This window comes from Chryseobacterium sp. UF-290, from assembly GCF_058245615.1.
Genome location: NZ_JBSICB010000007.1, coordinates 33,307 through 55,021, shown reverse-complemented (window position 1 = coordinate 55,021; position 21,715 = coordinate 33,307). Strand labels below are relative to the sequence as shown.

General features: G+C 38.9%; 18 protein-coding genes. 10 read left to right on the top strand and 8 right to left on the bottom strand.

Going from position 1 to position 21,715, the window contains the following annotated elements; all coding sequences use genetic code 11:
- Positions 1-33 precede the first annotated feature (33 nt).
- From AC4IF5_RS10220 to AC4IF5_RS10210, 3 genes are read right to left on the bottom strand one after another with little or no spacing between them, the layout of a single operon-like run.
- Entirely contained in the window at positions 34-2,409 is a 2,376-nt protein-coding gene (locus AC4IF5_RS10220; RefSeq protein ID WP_490734162.1) for a transglycosylase domain-containing protein, read from the bottom strand.
- A 6-nt stretch (positions 2,410-2,415) separates the two neighbouring features.
- Complete coding sequence (locus AC4IF5_RS10215; RefSeq protein ID WP_490734160.1) at positions 2,416-2,880, bottom strand: gliding motility lipoprotein GldH; 465 nt, start codon at positions 2,878-2,880, stop codon at positions 2,416-2,418.
- A complete protein-coding gene (locus AC4IF5_RS10210; protein WP_490734158.1) occupies positions 2,873-4,255 on the bottom strand; it encodes a PSP1 domain-containing protein in 1,383 nt (460 codons plus the stop codon). The genes AC4IF5_RS10215 and AC4IF5_RS10210 overlap by 8 nt, the downstream gene beginning before the upstream one ends.
- A 493-nt stretch (positions 4,256-4,748) precedes the next feature.
- On the opposite strand from AC4IF5_RS10210, the gene AC4IF5_RS10205 reads away from it, so the two are divergent.
- The 5 genes from AC4IF5_RS10205 (at position 4,749) to AC4IF5_RS10185 (ending at position 11,076) form a co-directional block, all read left to right on the top strand.
- On the top strand, positions 4,749-5,984 hold the full coding sequence (locus AC4IF5_RS10205) for an OmpP1/FadL family transporter (RefSeq protein WP_490734156.1): 1,236 nt from the start codon (positions 4,749-4,751) through the stop codon (positions 5,982-5,984).
- Positions 5,985-5,994: 10 nt separating this feature from the next.
- Complete coding sequence (locus AC4IF5_RS10200; RefSeq protein WP_490734154.1) at positions 5,995-7,551, top strand: G-D-S-L family lipolytic protein; 1,557 nt, start codon at positions 5,995-5,997, stop codon at positions 7,549-7,551.
- Positions 7,552-7,636: 85 nt separating this feature from the next.
- Positions 7,637-8,575, top strand: a complete 939-nt coding sequence (locus AC4IF5_RS10195) for a ribose-phosphate pyrophosphokinase (RefSeq protein ID WP_076552027.1) — start codon at positions 7,637-7,639, stop codon at positions 8,573-8,575.
- Positions 8,576-8,631: 56 nt separating this feature from the next.
- Positions 8,632-9,270, top strand: a complete 639-nt coding sequence (locus tag AC4IF5_RS10190) for a 50S ribosomal protein L25/general stress protein Ctc (protein WP_490734152.1) — start codon at positions 8,632-8,634, stop codon at positions 9,268-9,270.
- 585 nt (positions 9,271-9,855) lie between these two features.
- Complete coding sequence (locus tag AC4IF5_RS10185; RefSeq protein WP_490734150.1) at positions 9,856-11,076, top strand: cysteine desulfurase; 1,221 nt, start codon at positions 9,856-9,858, stop codon at positions 11,074-11,076.
- Positions 11,077-11,135: 59 nt separating this feature from the next.
- Here the strand turns inward: AC4IF5_RS10185 and AC4IF5_RS10180 are convergent, their stop codons facing one another.
- From AC4IF5_RS10180 to hemA, 5 genes are all read right to left on the bottom strand, one after another.
- Positions 11,136-11,258, bottom strand: a complete 123-nt coding sequence (locus AC4IF5_RS10180; RefSeq protein WP_490734148.1) for a GNAT family acetyltransferase — start codon at positions 11,256-11,258, stop codon at positions 11,136-11,138.
- A 177-nt stretch (positions 11,259-11,435) separates the two neighbouring features.
- Positions 11,436-12,467, bottom strand: coding sequence for a uroporphyrinogen decarboxylase (gene hemE, locus AC4IF5_RS10175; protein ID WP_490734146.1), 1,032 nt, complete (start codon positions 12,465-12,467; stop codon positions 11,436-11,438).
- A gap of 48 nt (positions 12,468-12,515) precedes the next feature.
- Entirely contained in the window at positions 12,516-13,199 is a 684-nt protein-coding gene (locus AC4IF5_RS10170; protein WP_490734145.1) for a uroporphyrinogen-III synthase, read from the bottom strand.
- A 58-nt stretch (positions 13,200-13,257) separates the two neighbouring features.
- A complete protein-coding gene (hemC, locus tag AC4IF5_RS10165) occupies positions 13,258-14,166 on the bottom strand; it encodes a hydroxymethylbilane synthase (protein WP_490734143.1) in 909 nt (302 codons plus the stop codon).
- Entirely contained in the window at positions 14,153-15,427 is a 1,275-nt protein-coding gene (gene hemA, locus AC4IF5_RS10160) for a glutamyl-tRNA reductase (protein WP_490734141.1), read from the bottom strand. Before hemA ends, hemC begins: the two co-directional genes overlap by 14 nt.
- Before the next feature lie 579 nt (positions 15,428-16,006).
- On the opposite strand from hemA, the gene AC4IF5_RS10155 reads away from it, so the two are divergent.
- The 5 genes from AC4IF5_RS10155 to rodA are packed head-to-tail and all read left to right on the top strand — an operon-like array spanning position 16,007 to position 21,676.
- Positions 16,007-17,032, top strand: coding sequence for a rod shape-determining protein (locus tag AC4IF5_RS10155; protein ID WP_002982450.1), 1,026 nt, complete (start codon positions 16,007-16,009; stop codon positions 17,030-17,032).
- A gap of 28 nt (positions 17,033-17,060) precedes the next feature.
- Positions 17,061-17,915 (top strand): rod shape-determining protein MreC, encoded by an 855-nt coding sequence (gene mreC / locus AC4IF5_RS10150; RefSeq protein WP_490734139.1) that lies wholly within the window; start codon positions 17,061-17,063, stop codon positions 17,913-17,915.
- A complete protein-coding gene (locus tag AC4IF5_RS10145) occupies positions 17,908-18,414 on the top strand; it encodes a rod shape-determining protein MreD (RefSeq protein ID WP_490734137.1) in 507 nt (168 codons plus the stop codon). Before mreC ends, AC4IF5_RS10145 begins: the two co-directional genes overlap by 8 nt.
- Entirely contained in the window at positions 18,411-20,450 is a 2,040-nt protein-coding gene (locus tag AC4IF5_RS10140) for a peptidoglycan D,D-transpeptidase FtsI family protein (protein WP_490734135.1), read from the top strand. The genes AC4IF5_RS10145 and AC4IF5_RS10140 overlap by 4 nt, the downstream gene beginning before the upstream one ends.
- Positions 20,447-21,676 (top strand): rod shape-determining protein RodA, encoded by a 1,230-nt coding sequence (rodA, locus tag AC4IF5_RS10135; RefSeq protein ID WP_490734133.1) that lies wholly within the window; start codon positions 20,447-20,449, stop codon positions 21,674-21,676. The genes AC4IF5_RS10140 and rodA overlap by 4 nt, the downstream gene beginning before the upstream one ends.
- Positions 21,677-21,715: the final 39 nt, after the last annotated feature.

Genomic DNA, 21,715 nt, shown 5'->3' with positions numbered 1-21,715 from the left:
ATTGAAAGGTCTTATATATTTCTAAAAGAGAATTTATTTATTAAAATCTATCTCATCATTAGAGTGAAGATTGTCATTGATATTATCCTCTTTCTTTTCTGTAGGCGTCTTAGGTGTTGGCTCTACAGGTTTTGGATTTTTGATCTCATCAATGGTCTGAAGGCTGCCATCGTCTCCATATCCTCCGCTTAAGCCTTTAAGGTTTGAACAGCCGTCTTTCCAGTCTGAAGGTTTGGTAAACTTGTCATCAGGCGTAATACCCAGATTCTTGTCTGCCCAAACTTTCTTCATGAAGATCGCCCATATCGGTAATGCCATTTTTGCTCCCTGACCTTCTCCTGTTCCATAGAAGTGCGTTGCTCTGTCTTCCCATCCAACCCATGCTCCGGTTGCCAGTTTTGGTGTGATTCCCATAAACCAACCATCTGAGTTATTTTGGGTAGTACCTGTTTTAGCTGCAATTTCTACGGCCTTTGAAATTCCTCTTCTTCCTAATTCCCCGGAAGCGGTACCATATTGAGCAACACCTTTCATCAGTTCGATCATGGTGTATGCGTACATTGGATTCATTACTTCTTTAGGCTCTACGTTTACTTCTTTAATAACCCTTCCGTTGGCATCTTCAATTCTCCAGATCATTTCCGGTTTATTGTAGTTTCCATAGTTGGCAAAAGTACTGTAAGCACCTAGCATTTCATAAATGGTAATATCTGATGAACCTAATGCAATGGTATTGTTTCTAGGGATGTCTTCAGTTACCCCCAGATCTCTTGCTGTCTGAATAACGGCATCTACTCCTGTCATTTCGATAAGTCTGGCTGCAATCGGGTTTTGAGAGTGTGCAAGACCGTCTTTTAAAGTAAGCATTCCTCCTCTTCCCGGTACGTGCCATCCGTTATGATCATAAGTTCCGTTGGAAACAGCTGAGCAAGGTGTCATACCCAGCTTCATAATTGCAGTGGCGTATACGAAAGGCTTGAAGGTAGATCCTACCTGTCTTTTACCTTGTTTGATATGGTCATACTGGAAGTGCTGCCAGTCGATACCACCTACCCAGGCTTTGATCTCTCCGGTTCCCGGAACCATAGACATTAAACCTGCCTGTGCGATCTGCTTATGATATCGGATAGAGTCCCAAGGAGACATTTCAACCTCTTCTTCTCCGCTCCATGTAAATCGTGAAGTTTTGATGGGCTTTTTGAATTCCATCATAATGGAGTCTTCAGGCATGCCGTCTGCTTTTAACAGCTTATAACGGCCGGTTCTTTTCATGGCCTGAACCATTACATCCCTGATCTGCTTGTCATTAAGATAATAGAATGGTCTGTTTTTTCTTCCTCTCTGCTCTGCATCAAATCTTTTCTGAAGATCAGTTAAGTGTTCCTTGATTGCTTCTTCAGCATATTTCTGCATTTTAGAATCGAGAGTGACATATATTTTTAAACCGTCTTTATAAAGGTTAAGCTTTTTACCGGTTTCCTTTTCATGAGCTTCAAGATATTTATCGATCTCTTTTCTCAGATAGAATTTGTAATAAGCCGAGTATCCGTCGGTAATGCTCTTAATAGGGTGGAAGTCCACTTCTATAGGAGTACTGATTGCTTTCTGATAAGTGGCCTCATCAATATATCCTGTTTTCTGCATCTGATCCAATACAACATTTCTTCTCTCCTTCGCTTTTTCAGGGTATCTGTAAGGGTTGTTTTTTCTTGGATTTTCAAGCATTGCTACAAATGTTGCAGCCTCAGGAAGCGTAAGTTCTGAAGTTTTCTTGTTGAAATAAACCCTGGATGCCATTTCAACACCATTGGCATTGAAAAGGAAGTCGAATTTATTAAAATAAAGCGTGATGATCTCTTCTTTGGTATACCTCTTTTCAAGGCTTACTGCCACTACCCATTCTTTTAACTTCTGGAATCCTCTCTCAAATTTGTTCTGAGAAGCATTTCCTGTGAAAAGAAGCTTGGCCAGCTGTTGGGTGATGGTAGAACCTCCACCACGTCCACCGCCATAGGCTACAGCTCTGGCAACGGAATACAGGTCGATTCCGGAGTGCTCTTTAAAACGCTCATCTTCTTTAGCCTGAAGGGCATAGATCAAATAAGGAGGAAGATCCTTATAAACGATGGGCTGTGTTTTTTCCTTTTCAAACTTACCTAAAGTGACTCCGTCTGAAGAAATGATCTCTGAAGCGACAAAGATATCCGGATTTTCAAGTTCTTTTACATCAGGCATTTCCCCAAGGAATCCCTGAGAAACCGCAAAGAAAAGTCCTGAAATTCCCAGAACTACCACAATGAGTCCAATCCAAATAAATGAAACCCATTTTTTCCAGGAGGTGTTTTTCTTTTTGGGAGGCAGGGGAAATGTTTTCCCCTTATTTCCTGCATTTTTTTTGTTTTCTTCCATTTATGGTTACGGTTTAGCCGTTTCTATTTTTACCCCAATATCCTCAATTCCCGGAAGGTCGTCATTTCTCATCGCCTGGATCAGACCGATTTCATACTTTCCTTTTCCCGGAAATCTGTAATTTAATTTATACTGAAACAATGTTTCCTTTGTATCTCCAAAGCCTGTACCAAGCCATTCTCCGTTAGGTTTTGCCAATACATAATTTAAGGTGTCAGTTTCCTTTTTTTTGTTCTGAAGATTGGTGAAATTGACAATGAACCTTATATTGCTATAAGGATAATTGTTATTGTTTCTTACAACAAATATAATATTTTTAGGATTTTGCGGATCTGAAATTTCAAGATTAAATTTTTGCTCGCTTTTCTTATTCCATTTATTATCAACAGAGTTCATGATAACATCTTCGCCTGAAGAAGAGTTACAGCTAAAGAAAAGGATAAGGGAAAATAATCCTAAAATTTTACGCATTTTTATCTTTTTTTGGAGGATATTTCTTTTTAAATTTCTTCTTGTTGGGGGTGTTCTGCAACTTTTTGTCCGCCTCAGAATTAGCTTCAGTCTTTTCTACAGGTCCTTTCTGCTGCGGATGCTGTTTTTGTGGTCTGGGCTGATTTCCTGAATGAGCATTAGCATTCGGGTTTTCTGATCTCTCCGGCCTTTCCTGTCTTTCAGGTCTGTTCCTTTTTTGTCCCTGTCCCTGTTGATTATTGTTGGGCTTATTCTGGCTGTTATTTCGGTTCCTGTTTCCTCTGTTTTTCTTTTCGAAGCGGTCTACATTATTTTCCTGGATCAGGTCAATGCTTTGAACGGGGGAATCCGGCTGTTTCAATTCTTCCAAAGGCAGGATTTTTTCCCCTCTTTTATTTTTTGAAATCAGTTTTTTCACAAGATCAATGTCGAAATCATACCATGCAATGGAGCTTTCCACATAAGCGAACCACATTTTCTTTTTGAAAACATCTATTTTGATACAGAATGCTTTTCCTTTTTCCGTTTCCAGAGTGGTGGAAGAAGAAGGGAAGTCGCTTAATGCATCTAAATAGCTGTCAAGCTCATAGTTCAGACAACATTTAAGTTTACCACACTGTCCTGCCAGTTTTTGTGGATTGATGCTCAGCTGCTGGTATCTTGCTACGTTGGTGTTGACGGATCTGAAGTCTGTAAGCCAGGTTGAACAGCAAAGTTCACGTCCACAAGACCCGATTCCGCCCACTTTCGCTGCTTCCTGTCTGAAGCCGATCTGTTTCATATCGATCTTAGTACGGAATGCTCCGGCGTAATCTTTGATTAACTGTCTGAAATCCACTCGGTTGTCAGCTGTGTAGTAAAATGTGATCTTTGAAGAATCACCCTGATATTCCACATCGGTGACTTTCATTTCAAGACCCAGCCTTTGAGCTATTTTTCTTGCTTCAAGCTTTACACCATCTTCTTTTTTCCTTACTTCCTGCCATACCTCAAGGTCTTTTTGGTTGGCCAGCCTATATATTTTGAGTGCCAATTCTTCAGAAAACTTTTTCTTTTTCATCTGAATCTTTACTAATTCTCCCGTGAGGCTTATTACGCCTACATCGTGTCCCGGACTAGATTCTACTGTAACTACGCTACCTATATGTAAAGGGATATTATTTACATTCTTATAAAACGATTTCCTGTCATTTTTAAACCTAACTTCTACAAAATCGCACCTGTTTGGCGCCGGATTGTTGATGTTAGAAAGCCAGTCAAAAACACTTAATTTATAACTATTCCCGCAGGTATTTACATTTTCACAGCCATTTGCGGTTTTTTTAGGACCACAAGAATGTGCAGAATCGCCGGATGTTTTACATCCACAACTCATATTTCTATTATTTATAATCTTGCAAATTTATGTATTTTTATCTTTATGCAATTCTAAAATACTTAAATAACCTGAATTCCGGATAAAACATTTCAATATTTTGATACAGAAAAGCGGTCAGAGGCTTATAGGGAAGAAGTGGTAAGCTATTTTAAGAATGATTTTTTTTGAGGAAGATTCTGGAATTTAATGCTTTTTATGAAACCATTTGCTATACATTAACATTTCCCAAACTTTACTCCGTTTTTCCGCCTCGTTGTTTATTTTTTTTGTTCCGGCTGCTTAATTGTTAAACAATTGTTTAATATTAAACGATTTAAATCTATTGTTTTTGAAATATATTTAAGTAGCTAAAAATTATGTATTTGCAATGTATTGTATTTAAAGTATTATTTTAAACATAGCTTTCTTTTGGTATATTGTTTAAAATGTTGGGAAATATTAACAGCCGTATTCAAAATAATTTTATATTTGGGTTATATAATAATAGTCTATGAAAAAAATATTAGTATCAACTGCTTTATTGGCGGGCGTTTTATCTTACGCGGGAGGCTTCAGAGTTTCCCTGCAGGGGGTAAAACAATTGGCAATGGCGCATACTAGTGCTCATGCCGAAGATGCGAGTGTGACATTCTTTAACCCTGCGGGTATGTCATTTATCCCTTCTAAACTGAGTATAGTGGCAGGAGGGTTTGGTGCAAGTAATAAAGTTACTTTTCAGAATTTAAATACTTTACAAAGTACAGAAACGGATAATCCTCTGGGAACACCGATCTATGCAGCGATTACTTATAAACCAATAGAAAAACTATCAGTAGGTTTCAGCTTCTCAACACCATTCGGAAGTACGATTAAATGGCCTGAAAACTGGGAGGGGAAAGAACTGGTGCAGAAAATGGAGCTGAAAAGCTTCTATTTCCAGCCGATGGTTTCTGTAAAACTGGCGGATTGGCTATCTTTCGGGGCAAGCTATATCTACGCAAAAGGAAAAGTGGACTGGGATAAGGCTGTAACACAATTCAACGGACAGGTTAATATCAATGATGAAAAGGCGAGTGGACATGGATATGGTTTCGGTTTCTATTTCAGACCTGATCCTAAGCTGGATGTAAGTGTCGCTTACCGTTCAGCGATCGATATGAAAGCTAAGAACGGAACTGCTACGTTCAAATTTCCAACCCAGACTCCTTACTCATTGTTGCAGTTAAATGCAGCCGGGCAGGATCAGTTCTCCGCAACACTTCCATTGGTGGAAGAATATACAATCGGTTTAACGTATAAAGTGACACCAAAATGGTTGGTTTCAGCAGACTTTAACTATCACGGATGGGAAAGATACAGCAAGTTGACTCTTGATTTTGCCAATGCTCCTATCGGAAACCAGGCAGATCCGACGATACTTGTGAATCCTAAAAACTTCAAAAATTCCAAAACGTTCAGATTGGGTACCCAATACGCATTCTCTGATATGATCTATGGTCGTTTAGGTGCTTATTATGATGAATCTCCTTATTCTGATGAGAACTTTATCCCGGAAACCCCTTCATTCAATACTTATGTCGTTACGGGTGGGGTAGGATTTAAATTGAAGCAGTTCGGAGTTGATATAGCGGGAGGTTATGCAATGCCTCAGTACAGAGATGTAAATAACGCCAATATCGGACTTTACGGACAGGCGAAAGCAAGAGCGTTCTACTTTGGTTTAGGTTTATCTTATAACCCTTTTTAATTGAAAGACTATGAAAAAAATTATAATATCGACAATTGCTGTTTCAGCACTTCTTTTTACAGTAACGAGCTGTAAGACAGATTTTGATACTGATGTGAAAGATATTCAGGTATCAAAAGGAAGCGCCGATTTTACAAGATATGTTGCTTTGGGAAATTCACTGACTTCAGGATATAGAGACGGAGCTCTTTATATAGACGGACAAAATGAATCTTATCCGTCAATGATCGCTCAGCAGATGAAATTAGTAGGTGGAGGTGATTTCAAGCAACCATTGATGGCAGATAATAATGGAGGATTGCTTCTGGCAACTTCATCGACGACTACTCTGCAGATCGCTAATACAAAGCTTTATATCAAAGGATTTGTTGATGGAAGCCCGGAATTGGATTATGCAAATGGTAATGTAGCGACAACCGTTGTCAACACGGCGCTTTCCGGACCTTTTAATAATCTTGGGGTTCCGGGAGCTAAAGTGGCGCATTTACTGGCTCCTGGATATGGGAATGTTCAGGGAATCGTTCCAAAAACAGCGAATCCTTATTTTGTAAGATTTGCATCTGAGCCTACTACTTCTGTGATTGCAGACTTTAAAAAACAAAATCCTACATTCTTCTCATTATGGATAGGGAATAATGATGCTTTACTATATGCTTTAGCCGGTGCGGACAGTTCGGTGGAAACATTGACTCCTCCTGCTCAGTTTGCCCAGTATTATAACCTACTGATTGATCAGATTGCAAGTACAAATGCTAAAGGGGTAATTGCCAATATTCCAAGTGTAACATCTGTTCCTGCTCTGACTACAATACCAACAAATCCTTTGACAGCAGCTGTTTTAGGGAAAGGCAATGTAGCCGTAGGAGAAGCTACGATCGATGAATTAAATACCAGTTTATATGGTCCTTTAAGCCAGATTTTAACAGCTTTAGGTGCTGGTGACAGAATCAAGCCGCTTTCTAAAACTGTAGCAAACCCATTGTTGATTAAGGATGAGAGTCTTACAGATCTGAAAGCTCAGATTACAGCAGCTGCAGCAGGTTCAGGAAACCCTACTTTAATAGCTCTTTCTGTGTATCTGGGTGCGACTTACGGCCAGGCAAGACAAGCAAAATCAGGGGATCTGGTTCCTTTGACAACAAAAGCTGATATCGGTAGCCTTGAGGCGGTTCCTCCGGGTGTTCCTGCTTCTCTTGGTGCCAGAGGAATTGCTTATCCGTTTGCTGATAAGTATATATTGGTTCCATCTGAAATTACAGAGATCAATTCTGCAATTGATGCTTATAATGTGACGATCAAAGCGGCTGCTACTGCAAAAGGGTATGCCTTTGTAGATGCTAATGCCAAATTAAAAGAGCTTGCCAGCAATTCAGGTATTGTTTGGGATGGTGTAAAATATACCGCTAAATTTGTATCAGGAGGAGCATTCTCGTTAGACGGAGTTCATTTGACAGGTAGAGGATATGGCGTTATTGCCAATGAATTTATTAAGGCGATCAATGCCGGATATAATTCTTCACTTCCACAGGTAGATCCTAATAAATATTCAGGAGTTAATCTTCCGTAATAATTGATAAAATAAAAACTTAAGAACCACAGGAGTAAATCTTGTGGTTTTTTTTTAAATTTGCAAAATCTTTTAAAAAGTAAAAATGGCCGATCAGTTAAGTTATCTATTTTGTACAAGAACCAGCAGGGACTTGGCAGAGAAAATTGCCCAGAGTTATGGGAAAGAATTAGGAAAAATCAACTTTCAGGAGTTCAGCGATGGGGAATTTGAGCCTGTTCTGGACGAATCTGTAAGAGGAGGGAGAGTTTTTCTAATCGGATCTACGTTCCCACCTGCAGACAATCTTTTGGAGCTTCTTCTAATGATTGATGCAGCGAAAAGAGCTTCTGCAAAGAGCATTACCGTTGTAATTCCTTACTTCGGGCTTGCAAGACAGGACAGAAAAGACAAACCAAGAGCGCCGATCGGTGCTAAGCTAGTGGCAAACCTTCTGACAGCAGCAGGAGCTACAAGAGTGATGACAATGGACCTTCACGCAGACCAGATCCAGGGATTCTTCGAAATTCCGGTAGACCATCTGTATGCTTCTACTATTTTCGTAGATTACATCAAATCTTTGAACCTTGACAATCTTACGATTGCTTCTCCGGATATGGGAGGGGCAAAAAGAGCGAAGAACTATGCCGGCCACTTAGGGGCTGAAGTGGTAATTGCTTATAAGGAAAGAAAAAAGGCAAATGTGGTAGAAGAGATGTTCCTTATCGGAGATGTGACAGGTAAAAACGTAATCCTTATTGATGATATGATTGATACTGCAGGAACACTTTGCAAAGCAGCAGACATCTTAATTGAAAAAGGAGCAAAAACAGTAAGAGCAATGGCTACTCACGGAGTGCTTTCAGGAAAGGCATACGAGAATATTGAAAACTCAAAAATTCTGGAAGTTATTGTAACTGACTCAATTCCTGTTAAAAATAATTTGTCAACTAAAATAAAAGTGCTATCTTGCGCCCCGTTATTTGCAGACGTTATGACAATGGTTCATGAGCACAAATCAATCAGTAGTAAATTTGTTATTTAACTGATTTTTAGTTGTTTGCAAATCAAAATTACAACAATTTTTTAAATTTTTTATAAATGAAATCTATTACAATTCAAGGTACAAAAAGAGAAAGCGTGGGCAAAAAGTCTACAAAAGCTTTACGTGATGCTGAATTAGTTCCTTGTGTTGTTTATGGAAGTGAAGCGCCTTTAAACTTCTCTGCTGAAGAGAAAGCTTTCAAAGGATTAGTATACACTCCTGAAGCACACACGGTATCTATTGAAGTTGACGGAAAAACAATTCCAGCTGTTCTTCAGGATATTCAGTTTCACCCGATCACTGACAGAATTCTTCATGTGGACTTCTATCAACTATCTGATGATAAGCCGGTTATCATGGAGGTTCCGGTAAGAATTACAGGACGTTCAAAAGGTGTTGTAGCTGGTGGTGTTTTACGTCAGTCTTTCAGAAAGCTAAAAGTAAAAGCTATCCCTGCTAACCTACCTGATGAGATCGTTGTAGATGTTACTCCATTAAGAATCGGTAACAAACTTTACATCGGTGGTATCAAAGCAGAAGGATATTCTTTCATGCACCCGGACAACGCAGTAGTAGTAGCTGTTAAGATGTCTAGAAATGCAATGAAAGGAGGTGCGGCAGCAATGGATGATGAAGATGAAGAAGTTGCAACTGAAGAAGGAGCAGCTCCGGCAGCAGAAACTGCGGCAGAATAAGAATTGCTTATGTAAACAATATAAGACCTGTCAATTTATTGGCAGGTTTTTTTATGCAAAAAAGCTAAGAGCCTGTTTAAATTTAATTGCTAATAATTTTGTCTAATTAATTTAACGCTTTATTTTTTTATTTTCCCGCTGATTTTTCTGATTCAGCAGATCATTATTCGTAAATCAAATCAGCGAAATTTGCAAGATCAGCGAGAAATAATATTTTAATACAAATTTAAACAGGCTCTAGAAAGTTGAGAAAGATGGTTCAAACGAAAAATGAATGAATTTATAAATCTGCTGAGTCTGTTTCTCGGTTCCTCCGGATTAATTGTATAATCCTAAATTTAATATTTACGATTCTTTTTCCTTTCTCAGCTTTTTATTTGCTTCCTTAGCCTTATCAGCTTTCTTTGCTTTTTGCTATTGTATCTCCTTTGCCTTTTCGCTTCTATCAGTTTTCTTCGTGAGGAGTCATCGAATATTTCTATTATCTGACAACTATCACCCTCTAACCTGATGCTCCCTTTCGAAAAAAAAGCCGTAAATTTGAAGTGTTCTAAATAAGGACGTTTTAATTTAAAAAATAAATAAATGTTTGACATTCAGGAAATAAGAAGCCAGTTTTCTATATTGGACAGAGAAGTGAATGGTAAGCCCTTGGTTTATCTGGATAATGCAGCTACATCCCAAAAGCCCAATTCGGTTTTAGAAGTCTGTCATGCATATTATACAGAACTTAATGCAAATGTTCACCGGGGAATTCATACATTAAGCCAGCTGGCAACAGAGGAAATGGAGCTCTCCAGAAAAAAGATACAGAAATTCATCAATGCAGAGCATGATTTTGAAGTGATCTTTACCAAAGGAACAACAGAGGGATTGAACCTCATCGCTTATATTTTAACACAGAAACTGCAGAAAGATGACGAGATCATTATTTCATACCTGGAACATCACTCTAATATTGTTCCGTGGCAGATGCTGTGTGAAAGAACAGGGGCAAAGCTTCGTGTGATTCCTATCGATGAAAACGGAATTCTTCAGCTGGATCACTTTGATCAGCTTTTAAGTGAAAGAACCAAAATTGTTTCTGTAAACCAGGTTTCTAACGCGTTGGGAATTGTAAACCCTATCGAGGAAATTATTGCAAAAACAAGAAAAAATACAGAGGCCTATATCGTAATTGATGGCGCCCAGTCTGCTCCGCATTTCAATATTGATGTTCAGAAGATGGATTGTGACTTCTTTGTCTTCTCCGGTCATAAAATGTATGCTCCTATGGGAACAGGTGTTTTATATGGAAAACGTGAGATCCTGGAAGCTTTACCTCCTTTTCACGGAGGTGGAGAGATGATTGCAACATGTTCTTTTGATGGAACTACCTATGCAGGTCTTCCATTTAAATATGAAGCAGGAACACCAAATGTAGGGGGAAATATAGCTCTTGGAGCTGCGGTTGACTTTATGAACAGGGTAGGGCATGACAATATTCAGAATCATGAAAATGCTTTGCTGGAATATGCCCAAAGGCAACTTCTGGAAATAGGAGGAATTAAGATCTATGGGGAAAAAGCGAAAAGAACCGGTGTTGTCTCCTTTAATCTGGAAGGAGTGGGTATTGCTTCAGATGTGGGAATGATCCTTGATAAAATGGGAATTGCTGTAAGAACAGGACATCACTGTACACAACCTATTATGAGCTTCTTTAATATTGCCGGAACAGTGAGAGCAAGCTTTGCTGTTTATAATACTTTTGCAGAAATTGATGCATTGGTAGAAGGGGTTAAAAAAGCACAACGCATGTTGAGTTAATAAGCTATTGTATTCTTTACATACATATAAATTAAAAAGCAGCCAACAGGCTGCTTTTTTTAGTCCGGAACACAGGAGCATCGTCCGTTTACAATTACCTGATGGTATCCATCGGCACATGCAAGGCAGATTTCTCCTCCTGCCATTATGCTCTTCATTTTGTCTTTGTTTAATTTTTTCATAATAATGATTTAAAGTGTTAGTAATCAAATATAAGATAAATTGGTAATAAACTATCAGGACAAAAGCTTTTCTATATATGAAGGGGAGATTATTGTATTTTTTTATATATAAAAACCCTGATTGTGAATATCAGGGCTTTTATATATTGTAAAACTTATGGATTTAAATCCTGTATTTTAAAGGTTCGGTTTCCAGTCAACGACTGCTCTGATGAATGCTTCGGCATTTTCTACCGGAACATTAGGTAAAATTCCGTGGCCCAGATTGGCGATATACCTGTCTTTTCCGAAACGGTTGATCATTTCATTCACCATTTTCCTGATCGTTTCAGGTGTTGAGTGAAGCCTTGCAGGATCAAAGTTCCCCTGTAGGGTCATGGTATGATTCGTTAATGTTCTTGCAAATTCAGGAGTAATGGTCCAGTCTACACCAAGGGCGGAGGCTTTAGATAGGGTCATGTCTTCCAGTGCAAACCAGCATCCTTTTCCAAATACGACAACATGGGTAAGTGGGCTCAAAGCTTCAACGATCTGGTTGATGTACTGCCAGGAGAACTCCTGATAATCAGTTGGAGAAAGCATCCCTCCCCAGGAGTCAAATACCTGTACAGCAGAAACTCCTTTTTCTACTTTTCTCTTTAAATAGGCAATCGTAGTGTCTGTAATCTTTTGAAGTAATAAATGAGCAGCTTCAGGCTGTTGGAAGCAGAAAGATTTTGCAATGTCAAATGCCTTGCTTCCTTTTCCTTCCACACAGTAGCAAAGGATAGTCCATGGAGAACCCGCAAAACCGATCAATGGAATTTCATTGTCCAGCTTCTGAAGTGTTAATTCGATAGCGTCAAAAACGTAACCTAAAGTATCATTCACATCCGGAGTTTCAATATTCTGAACCTGTTCCATTGTTCTGATCGGAGTATCCAGCCAGGGTCCAACGGATTCCTTCATTTTGAAATCGATACCCATTGCCTGCGGAACTACCAGAATATCAGAAAACAGAATCGCTGCATCCAGGGGAAATCTGCGGATAGGCTGTATGGTAATCTCTGCAGCAAGCTCAGGAGTCTGACATCTTGTAAAGAAATCATACTTGTCTCTTAACGCAATAAATTCCGGCAGATATCTTCCAGCCTGCCTCATCATCCAGACAGGAGGTCTTTCAACGGTCTCTCCGCGAAGTGCTTTTAAATATAGGTCGTTTTTAATCATAATCTATTTAAACTAATATGTCACCGCCCAGAAGCGACAAAAGATATTCTAAATCTTACTTCCGATTTCTCTCTTTATCAATTCAAAGATAGAGCTAAGCGTGTTTTCTTCGGAAGTGAAAATTTTTTCCTGGGTAAAATTTCTTAATTCGCAGGAGGTGGTTTCCCCGATTGAAAAAAGCTTCATGCCTTCCAGCGAATTTCGCCTTGCAAAACTACGAACTCCGCTCGGACTAAAAAATACTGCAGCATGATATTTTTCAGGTATCAAGGGGTTGATTTCCTCAGTATTATATATGGTAATCTTTTTGTACTTAATGTTTTGTAAAGGAAGATCCTTATCCAGCACATTAATGGCAAGATTGCCACAGAAGTGAAGGAACTGCTCGTGCTGGCAGTTTCCGATGATAAATCTGGAAAGTGTCTCAGCGTTTTTCAAAACCTTGAATGTTCCGAACCCAAATTTTCTCAATGCCTTCTTCGTTTTTTCTCCTACACAATAGATTTTGTTGTAGTTTTTGGCAGTGAAATTTTCGTTAGGCTTAAACCTGTTTTTAAAGAACGAGGTCACTCCGTTTACACTGGTGAAGATCAGAGAGTAATTTTTAAGATCAAACGGGCTGATCATAATAGGTTTGGTCTTAATTACCTCAACACATTCAGCCAGGGCATCCTCTCCTAATTCTTTGGATATAATGCTCTGGTCTATATTTTTGGTAAATAAGATTTTCATGTCTGTTAAATTAAAGAAGATGAAAAGTCGTTAAAGGAATCTGGAATCTGAAATAATCTTAGATCTGGCTTTTGATTTCTGCCATAAGCTCTTTTCCTCCGTTTTCAAGAACAACTTTTGCAAATTTTTCTCCAAAATTTTCTGAGGAACTATACTCAAAGCTCTCATCAACGGCAATGCAGTTTTTACCATCCAAAGAACAAAGTGCTGCCTTGAAGCGGATCTGGTCTCCGATGATTTCTGCAAAAGCTCCGATCGGCGCTGTACAGCCTCCCTCTAAAGTACTTAAGAAGTTTCTTTCGATCTCTACACAGGTCTGAGTTGGCTTATGGTTGATCTGACGCACAATTTCATTGATCTCAGGTTTATCGGTATGTCCGGCTACGGAAATAACGCCCTGTGACGGTGCCGAAATCATTAATGGCAGCATCTCATAATCGATCTCCATTTTCATTCTTTTGATTCCGGCCAAAGATAGAATGGTCGCGTCAAAATCTCCTTCTTCCAGTTTTTGAAGCCTGGTCTGGATGTTACCGCGGATATCTGAGAATTCGGCAGCAGGATAATTTCTTAACCAAAAGGCTCTTCTTCTTAAACTGCTTGTTGCCAGTTTCAGCTCATGGAATTCCTTATTCCTTGCAGATTCTTTTCTGATCAGGATATCCTGTGGATAATCTCTCTCCAGATAGGCGACCATCTCAATATTCTGAGGTAACTGAGTAGGAACGTCTTTTAAAGAATGTACGGCAATATCGATCTCATCATTCAATAGGGCAATGTCAAGGTCTCTGGTGAAAACCCCTGTAATGCCTAAAGAATATAATGGCTGATTAAGGTTCTTATCGCCGGAAGAAACGATAGGAATGATATCCGTTAAATAATTGTTGTTCTGAAGGTGCCTCGCAACCTCTCTAGCCTGCCAAAGTGCAAGTGCGGAATTTCTGGTTCCGATTCTAATGCTTTTCATTGAATTCGTTGTTTGGTTGTTCAACTAATATTTCGTGCATTAATTTACTAATTTCTTCGGCTTTTAAAGGATTATCAATGATATATTTTGCAAAACGGTTGGTGATTTTCTGGATCATTTTATCAGAAAGTTCCATGTCCGTGATGTTTATGTATTTATTTTTTCTGTAAAAATTATGCATTTCATTGCGTTCCATATTCTTTAAAACCGCTTTGAAATGGTGGATATTGGGTGCCAGTTTTCTCTTTTTTTCCCACTCAAGAAAGTCTTTCATCAGCTCCTTAATGATCTTTTCAGCTTTCGGGATCTCTCTTTCACGCTGCTGGATCGTTTCCTGGATCTGTTTTGAAAGCTCATCTACGTCGATCAGTGTTACATTTTCATTTTCGGTGACATTCTTTTCAACGTTATGCGGAATGGAAAGATCGATCACCAGAGTTTCTTTTCCGTTCGGAAAGTGGGATTGGTTGACAATAGGATGCTTTGCTCCTGTTGCCACAATAAGAATATCCGTATTTTTTAATTCCTTGTCAAAATCAGAATAATCAACGTGAGGAATATTGTATTTCTGGGAAATTTTTTCAGCTTTCTCCTGAGTTCTGTTGGCAATCTTGATTTTGGGCTGATAAACATGCTTTACCAGGTTCTCAACCGTATTCTGCCCTATTTCACCCACTCCTAAGAGAAGAATGTTCTTTTCAGTAATTCTCTTTTGGCTGTTTAAAATATAATGAACCGCTGCGTAGGAAACAGAAGCGGCTCCATTGGAAATGCCGGTTTCGTTCTTGATCCTTTTTGAGATCTGAATAGCGGCATTAATTGCTCTTTCAAGATAAGGATTGGAATTTTGTCTCTCTTTCTTAAATCGGTTGTATGCCTTTTTGATCTGGCCGATGATTTCAAAATCCCCGATGATCTGGCTTTCTAGCCCTGCAGCAACTCTGAAAAGGTGGATCAAAGCTTCCTCTTTGGTAAGGATATTGGCAAACTGAAGAAAATCCGTAAGATGTACTCCAATGGTTTTGCAGTATTCTTCAGCCACTAAAAGATAATTGGGAGAGGTGGTATAAATCTCCGTTCTGTTACAGGTGGAAACTACAAATGCATCCCCAAGATCTTCCTGATGGACCCGGGAAACAAAGTTTTTGATGTTTTCATCAAAGAATGCAAACTTTCCTCTCGTTTCTACATCTGCCTTTTCATAGCTTATGGAAAGCACGGCAAAATTCGATGTTTGATGGATGTTGGAATACTGTAACATAAGCAGTCGCAAATTTACGTTTTTTTTAATTAATCATTCTCTGATAGTGTATATGATAATTATCGTAAAAAACTATAGAGAAGTCTAGGACCGGGATGTGAAGAAAGCTTTTTATGGCAAAAGGGTTAAATTGCAAAAAGGCGGATTTGTTTGTGTAAAAGATTGAGACTGGGTTGAGATAAAGCAAATGGTGAAAAGGTAAAATGATGAAATTGAGATTTGCTTATGTGCAATGAATAGAAGATAATTGTTAAAAAGAACTAAAAATGCAAGATTCAACAAAATCGAAAAACAAAGCAGGTGATATGGTTGGGAGGAGTAAAGTGCATGATAAAGATAAATTTGCAAATCCGCTTATCTGGGCCTGTTTTCTTCGCCTTTTCACCCTTTTGTAATTTTGCCTTTTGGCCCTTTTAACACTTCATTAATTTTAGTTGAAATCAAACTCTGTAAATGTCTAAACTGAAAGTTAATAAAGAATTATAAATTTTAATAAAATTTTAACCAAATTATGTTAGTGGGAAATTTCTTTAGTAGTGTTAAATTTATATCTTTGTAACCTTAAATCAGAAGAAAAATATGAGTTTATTTGATATGTTTACGCAAGAAATTGCGATAGACCTTGGAACTGCTAATACCCTTATCATCCATAATAATAAAATTGTTATAGATCAACCGTCAATTGTTGCAATTGAACGTTCGTCGGGTAAGCCGATTGCCGTCGGAGAGCAGGCCAAGCATATGCAAGGTAAGACTCATGAGGATATCAAGACGATCCGTCCTTTGAAAGATGGTGTCATTGCAGATTTCCACGCTTCTGAACATATGATCAAGGAATTCATTAAAAAAATTCCCGGAATCAAAGGTAAATTCATACAACCTGCATTACGAATTGTAATCTGTATTCCTTCTGGTATCACTGAAGTTGAAAAAAGAGCGGTAAGAGACTCGGCTCAGAAAGTAAATGCTAAAGAAGTAAGGCTGATCTATGAACCGATGGCTGCGGCTATAGGGGTTGGGATCGACGTACAGAAGCCTGAAGGGAATATGATCATCGATATAGGCGGAGGTACTACTGAAATTGCTGTAGTAGCGTTAGGAGGTATCGTATGCGACAAATCCGTGAAGATTGCAGGAGACGTATTTACCAATGATATTGCGTATTACTTAAGAACTCACCATAACCTTTATATCGGGGAAAGAACAGCGGAAAGAATTAAAATTGAAGTGGGCTCTGCAGTAGAAGATCTTGATGTAGATATCGAAGACATCCCGGTACAAGGTAGAGACCTTATTACAGGGAAGCCTAAAGAAATTATGGTTGGATACAAGGAGATTGCCCGTGCATTGGATAAATCGATCATCAGAATCGAAGATGCCGTAATGGAAACTCTTTCTCTTACTCCGCCGGAGCTGGCAGCTGATATTTACAAAACAGGTATTTATCTTGCCGGAGGAGGTGCGTTATTGAGAGGTCTTGCAGACAGAATTCACAAAAAGACAGGTCTTCCTGTGTTTGTGGCTGAAGATCCGTTGAGAGCTGTTGTTCGCGGAACAGGTATTGCGCTTAAGAATATGGATAAATTCAATTTCTTAATTAAATAATTTTAACTTTTTACGACTGTATATCTGAATGGGATTTTTGCTGAGATTATTTTCGAAGAATACTCTTTTCGTCTTCTTTATATTCCTGCAAATTATTGCTCTGGTTTTGATATTCTCCAGAAATGCCATGCAGAGATCCTGGATTGCAGGCCAGACAGCTGCGCTGAATTCCTGGTTTTCCGGGTATATTGATGAAGGGGTTTCCTATCTGAAGCTTAAACAAATCAATGAAGATCTTGTCGTACAGAATAAAGCCCTTATGGCAGAGCTTTATGGAAAAGATGGGACAAAGACTCCTGTTTTCAAAAGAGTTCATGATACAATAGGAGGTGGCCAGATCTATACTTTCGTAGATGGTGAGATTGTTTTTAACAGCATCAACAGAAGAAATAATTATTTTACGATCAACCGTGGCCGCAGAGATGGAGTATTTCCTCAAATGGGAGTTATGGCTCCGAAAGGTATTGCCGGGATCGTAATCAATTCTACAGACAGTTACGCATTAGTTCAATCAGTATTGAGTGTAAGCAAGATCAGAATTAACGCTGCACTGAAAAATTCAGGATATTTTGGTACTTTAACATGGAATGGAGACAATTCGAGGGTAATGCACCTTGCGGATATCCCCAAATATGTAGCATTAAAGATCGGAGATACTGTCGTTACAGACGGTAAATCTGCTATTTTCCCTAAAGGAGTGACGATCGGTACGATCGCCGGATATTCTGTAGATAATAAGACCGGATTTTGGGATATCTCGGTTGAATTGAGTGAAAAAATGGGAGCGTTGAATAAAGTATACGTAGTAAAGAATCTTAAAAAAGCGGAAGTGCAGAAGATTCAGGATACTATGCAGACTGTAATAAAAAAAGAAAATGATTAGCAGGACTTTATTTACCGATATACTGATCATGATCTTTCTTGTTGCATTACAGATCGTTGTATTGGACAGAATTACTATTTTCGGTAAGTATACACCGGTTTTATATCCGGTGTTTGTCATGTTCTATCCTTTTTTCAGAAATAGGTTTCAATTTCTTGCATTAAGTTTTTTAATAGGTCTTTCCATTGACGGATTCCATTATTCATGGGGAATTAATGCGTTTGCCACCACATTGATCGCTTATTTCAGGACGTTGATATTCAGGACTTCTACAGATACGTCCACAGACTTTTTCTCTTTTCAGTCCCTTCAATGGGCGCAGTTTTTGCTGTTTTTATTTTCAAGTATTTTCCTGCATCAGCTTTTAGTGCAGTATATTGAGTTCTTTAAGTTTAGCAGGTTTTTTGAAATATTGTTTAATGTGTTGGTAACTAGTGTAATTTCATTTATATTTATCGTTATTTACGCATTAATATTTAAAATCAAACAAAAAGTTTGAACACACGTTATTTAAAAATTTTTTCGTTCCTTGTTGTTATCGCCCTTATTTTTGTGGCGAGGCTTTCGTATTTGCAGTTGTTTACAGACCGTTATGCCTTAAACGCGGCCAATACTTCCATTAAAACGGAATACATTATCCCGCAGCGTGGGGTTATTTTTGACCGGAACGGTAAGATCATGGTAGGAAACCAGCCGGCTTATGAGGTCTCTTTTACGCAGGCTTTGATGAAACCGGATTTTGATACCCTTGGATTCTGTAGTCTGATGAAGATCAGCAAGGCTGATTTTATCAACAGGATCAATTTCATTAAGAAAGAAAAGTATTATTCTAAACTGACTCCGATGACTTTCCTGAAGGATCTGAGCAGGGAAGATATTGCAAGGGTTCAGGAGATTATTTTCAAATACCCTGCTTTTAATATTGTACAGCGGCCGCAACGCCAATACGAAGTTTCCACTTCAGGAAACCTTTTAGGCTATACCAACGAGGTAAATGACGCTGAGATCAAAAAGGATTCTGCTTACTATCTGCCTGGTGACTTCATCGGGAAGAAGGGAGTCGAAAAGTCCTATGAAAAAGAACTTCGTGGGATAAAAGGAGTAAAGTATATTCAAAAGGATATCAGACTCAGAAATATCGGGTCTTATAAAAACGGGACACTGGATAAAGACGTTATTACAGGAAAAGATATTACGCTTACCATCGATTATGACCTTCAGAGAATGGCTGAAGAGATGCTGGTCAATAAACATGGAGCCATTGTTGCCATCGATCCGAATAACGGTGAAATTTTAACGCTGGCTACAGGTCCTGATGTTGATCCAAATCTATTTACCGGACCTTATAAATCCAAGAATATTTATGCTTTAAATAAAGATACGCTTTACGAGAACAAGCCTATGTTTGACAGGTCGGTTCAGGCGGCATATCCTCCAGGATCCACATTCAAATTACTGACTGCCTTGGCAGGAATGCAAATGGGGGTAATGGATGAAAAGACAATTTTCCCATGCGGAGGAGGGTTCTATTATAAAGGACTTAGGATTAAAGGACATGGAGGAGCAGATCCTTTGATTCCTTCTATCCAGGTTTCCAGTAACTGTTATTTCTCGCATGCTTATCTGGCTATTATGAACAAATATCCCGGTGATCCGTCCAGAGGAGTGGATGAATGGAAAAAGATCATGAGCAGCTTCGGAGTTGGAGAATTTTTGAATAATGACCTGGCTTCAGGAGCAAAAGGAAGAATTCCGAGTGGAGAGTTTTACGAAAAAAGACAGAAAGCGTTAAATAAATACAGCGGTAAGAAGGATTTTAAAAATTGGGATCCTTTAGCCACAGGAGCTGTTTTCAACGGAATGGGGCAGGGAGATGTAATGCTTACCCCTTTACAGATGGCGAATGTTTTATCGGCTATTGCCAACAAAGGATGGTATTACACTCCTCATATTGTTAAAGCTATTGATGGTAAACCTAATCCTGATCCGAGATTTAAAGTAAAACATAAAACCCTTGTAGATACTAAGCATTTTGATCCTGTACTGAAAGGAATGGAAGCTGTGGTATTGAGAGGTACTGCGAGAAGCTTGAAGTCAAATGATTTCACTCAGCTTGCAAAAACAGGTACTGCACAGGTTCCGCAGGGAAAGGATAACTCCATCTTTGTATTGATCGCTCCGGCTGACAAGCCTAAAATCGTAGTAGCGGCAGTAATGGAGCATGCAGGATTCGGAGCAACATGGGCGGGCCCTGCCTGTACAGTGATCGCTGAAAAATATATTACAGGTGACCTGAAGAGAGAGCACCTTTATAAGAAAATGGTTACGGCGAGCTTCATGCCGGAATATAAAAGACAATGGATCGTAGACCTGAAGCGTAAAGGTCTGTATGTTGATCCCAAGCTCGATTCTATTAAACGAAAAAAAATGCAGGATAGTCTGGAATTTGTTAAGCAGCAAAAAGCCAAGCTACAAAAAAGAATAGACGAAGAAACTAAAAATAATAACACTGCTAAAAAACCTGTGACGCAATGAAATGGACTGAAGGAATAGATAAACTTGGCCTTGGGCTGTATTTCCTGCTTTGCATTTTCGCGATTGCAAACATCTATAGTGTTGACCAGAAATTAGGGGAAAAACAATTGGTCTTCTTTTGTATTTCCTTATTTGTGGGGCTTATCATATTTTTAGGAAGAAGTAAGTTCTTCGAAAATATGGCGGGGATCATTTATATAGGAGGAGTTCTGTTGCTGATAGGGCTTTTTCCGTTCGGTAAAGAGATCCTGGGTCAGAAGAACTGGTATAAGTTCGGAAGCTTTACCATGCAGCCCGTTGAATTCGCCAAGATCGGAACAGCTCTGATGATGGCCAACTATGTTTCAAGTCCTGACTTTAATCTTAAGAACAGGAAATCCCTTTTTACCGCTTTAGCGATTATCGGGATTCCGGCAGTGGTCGTTCTGGCTATTCCGGATGTAGGATCTATGCTTGTGTTTATTGCATTTTTCATTGCCTTGTATAGAGAAGGGTTAAGCGGATTGTTGTTTGGAGTAGGATTTATTTTTGCCGGAGTCTTTCTGGTTGCGCTGGCAGTACCTCCGGTATATGTTGTAGTAGCGATTTTATTGATTGCCGGTATTTTGATAGCCATGAATTATCACAGAATGTCCTGGGATGTGATTACGATCTCGGGAATTGCAGGATCTGTCCTTTTATTGTGCGGTCTTGCATTCGGTTCCCCTTATATTTTAGAAAAGCTTCCAAAGCACCAGAGAGAAAGGATCGAGGTTCTTTATAAAGGTGAAAAAGCATTTAGGGATACCTCAGGATATAACTTACTATATTCAAAAACTGCAATCGGGTCAGGGGGACTTACAGGAAAAGGATACCGTGAAGGATCAGTTACCCAGGGTAAATTTGTTCCGGAGCAGGAAACCGACTATATTTTCTGTACAGTAGGTGAAGAATGGGGATTTGTAGGAAGTGCGCTTCTCGTTTTCTGCTATATGATTTATATAGGCAGGATCTACTATCTGGCAGAGAGGCAGAAATCCACCTTTAACCGGGTATTTGGGTACTGCTTTGCATCGATCCTGCTGATGCACTTTTCCATCAATTTAGGGATGGTTATGGGGCTTTTCCCTACAGTAGGTATTCCTTTACCGTATTTCAGCTATGGAGGAAGCTCCCTGTTAGCCTTCTCTATAATGACATTTATTTTCTTTAAGCTTAATTATTCGGATAAAAATAGCCTGGTATAAATTTGAAACCGGATATTGTAAGTTTAGAAAAATCTCGTT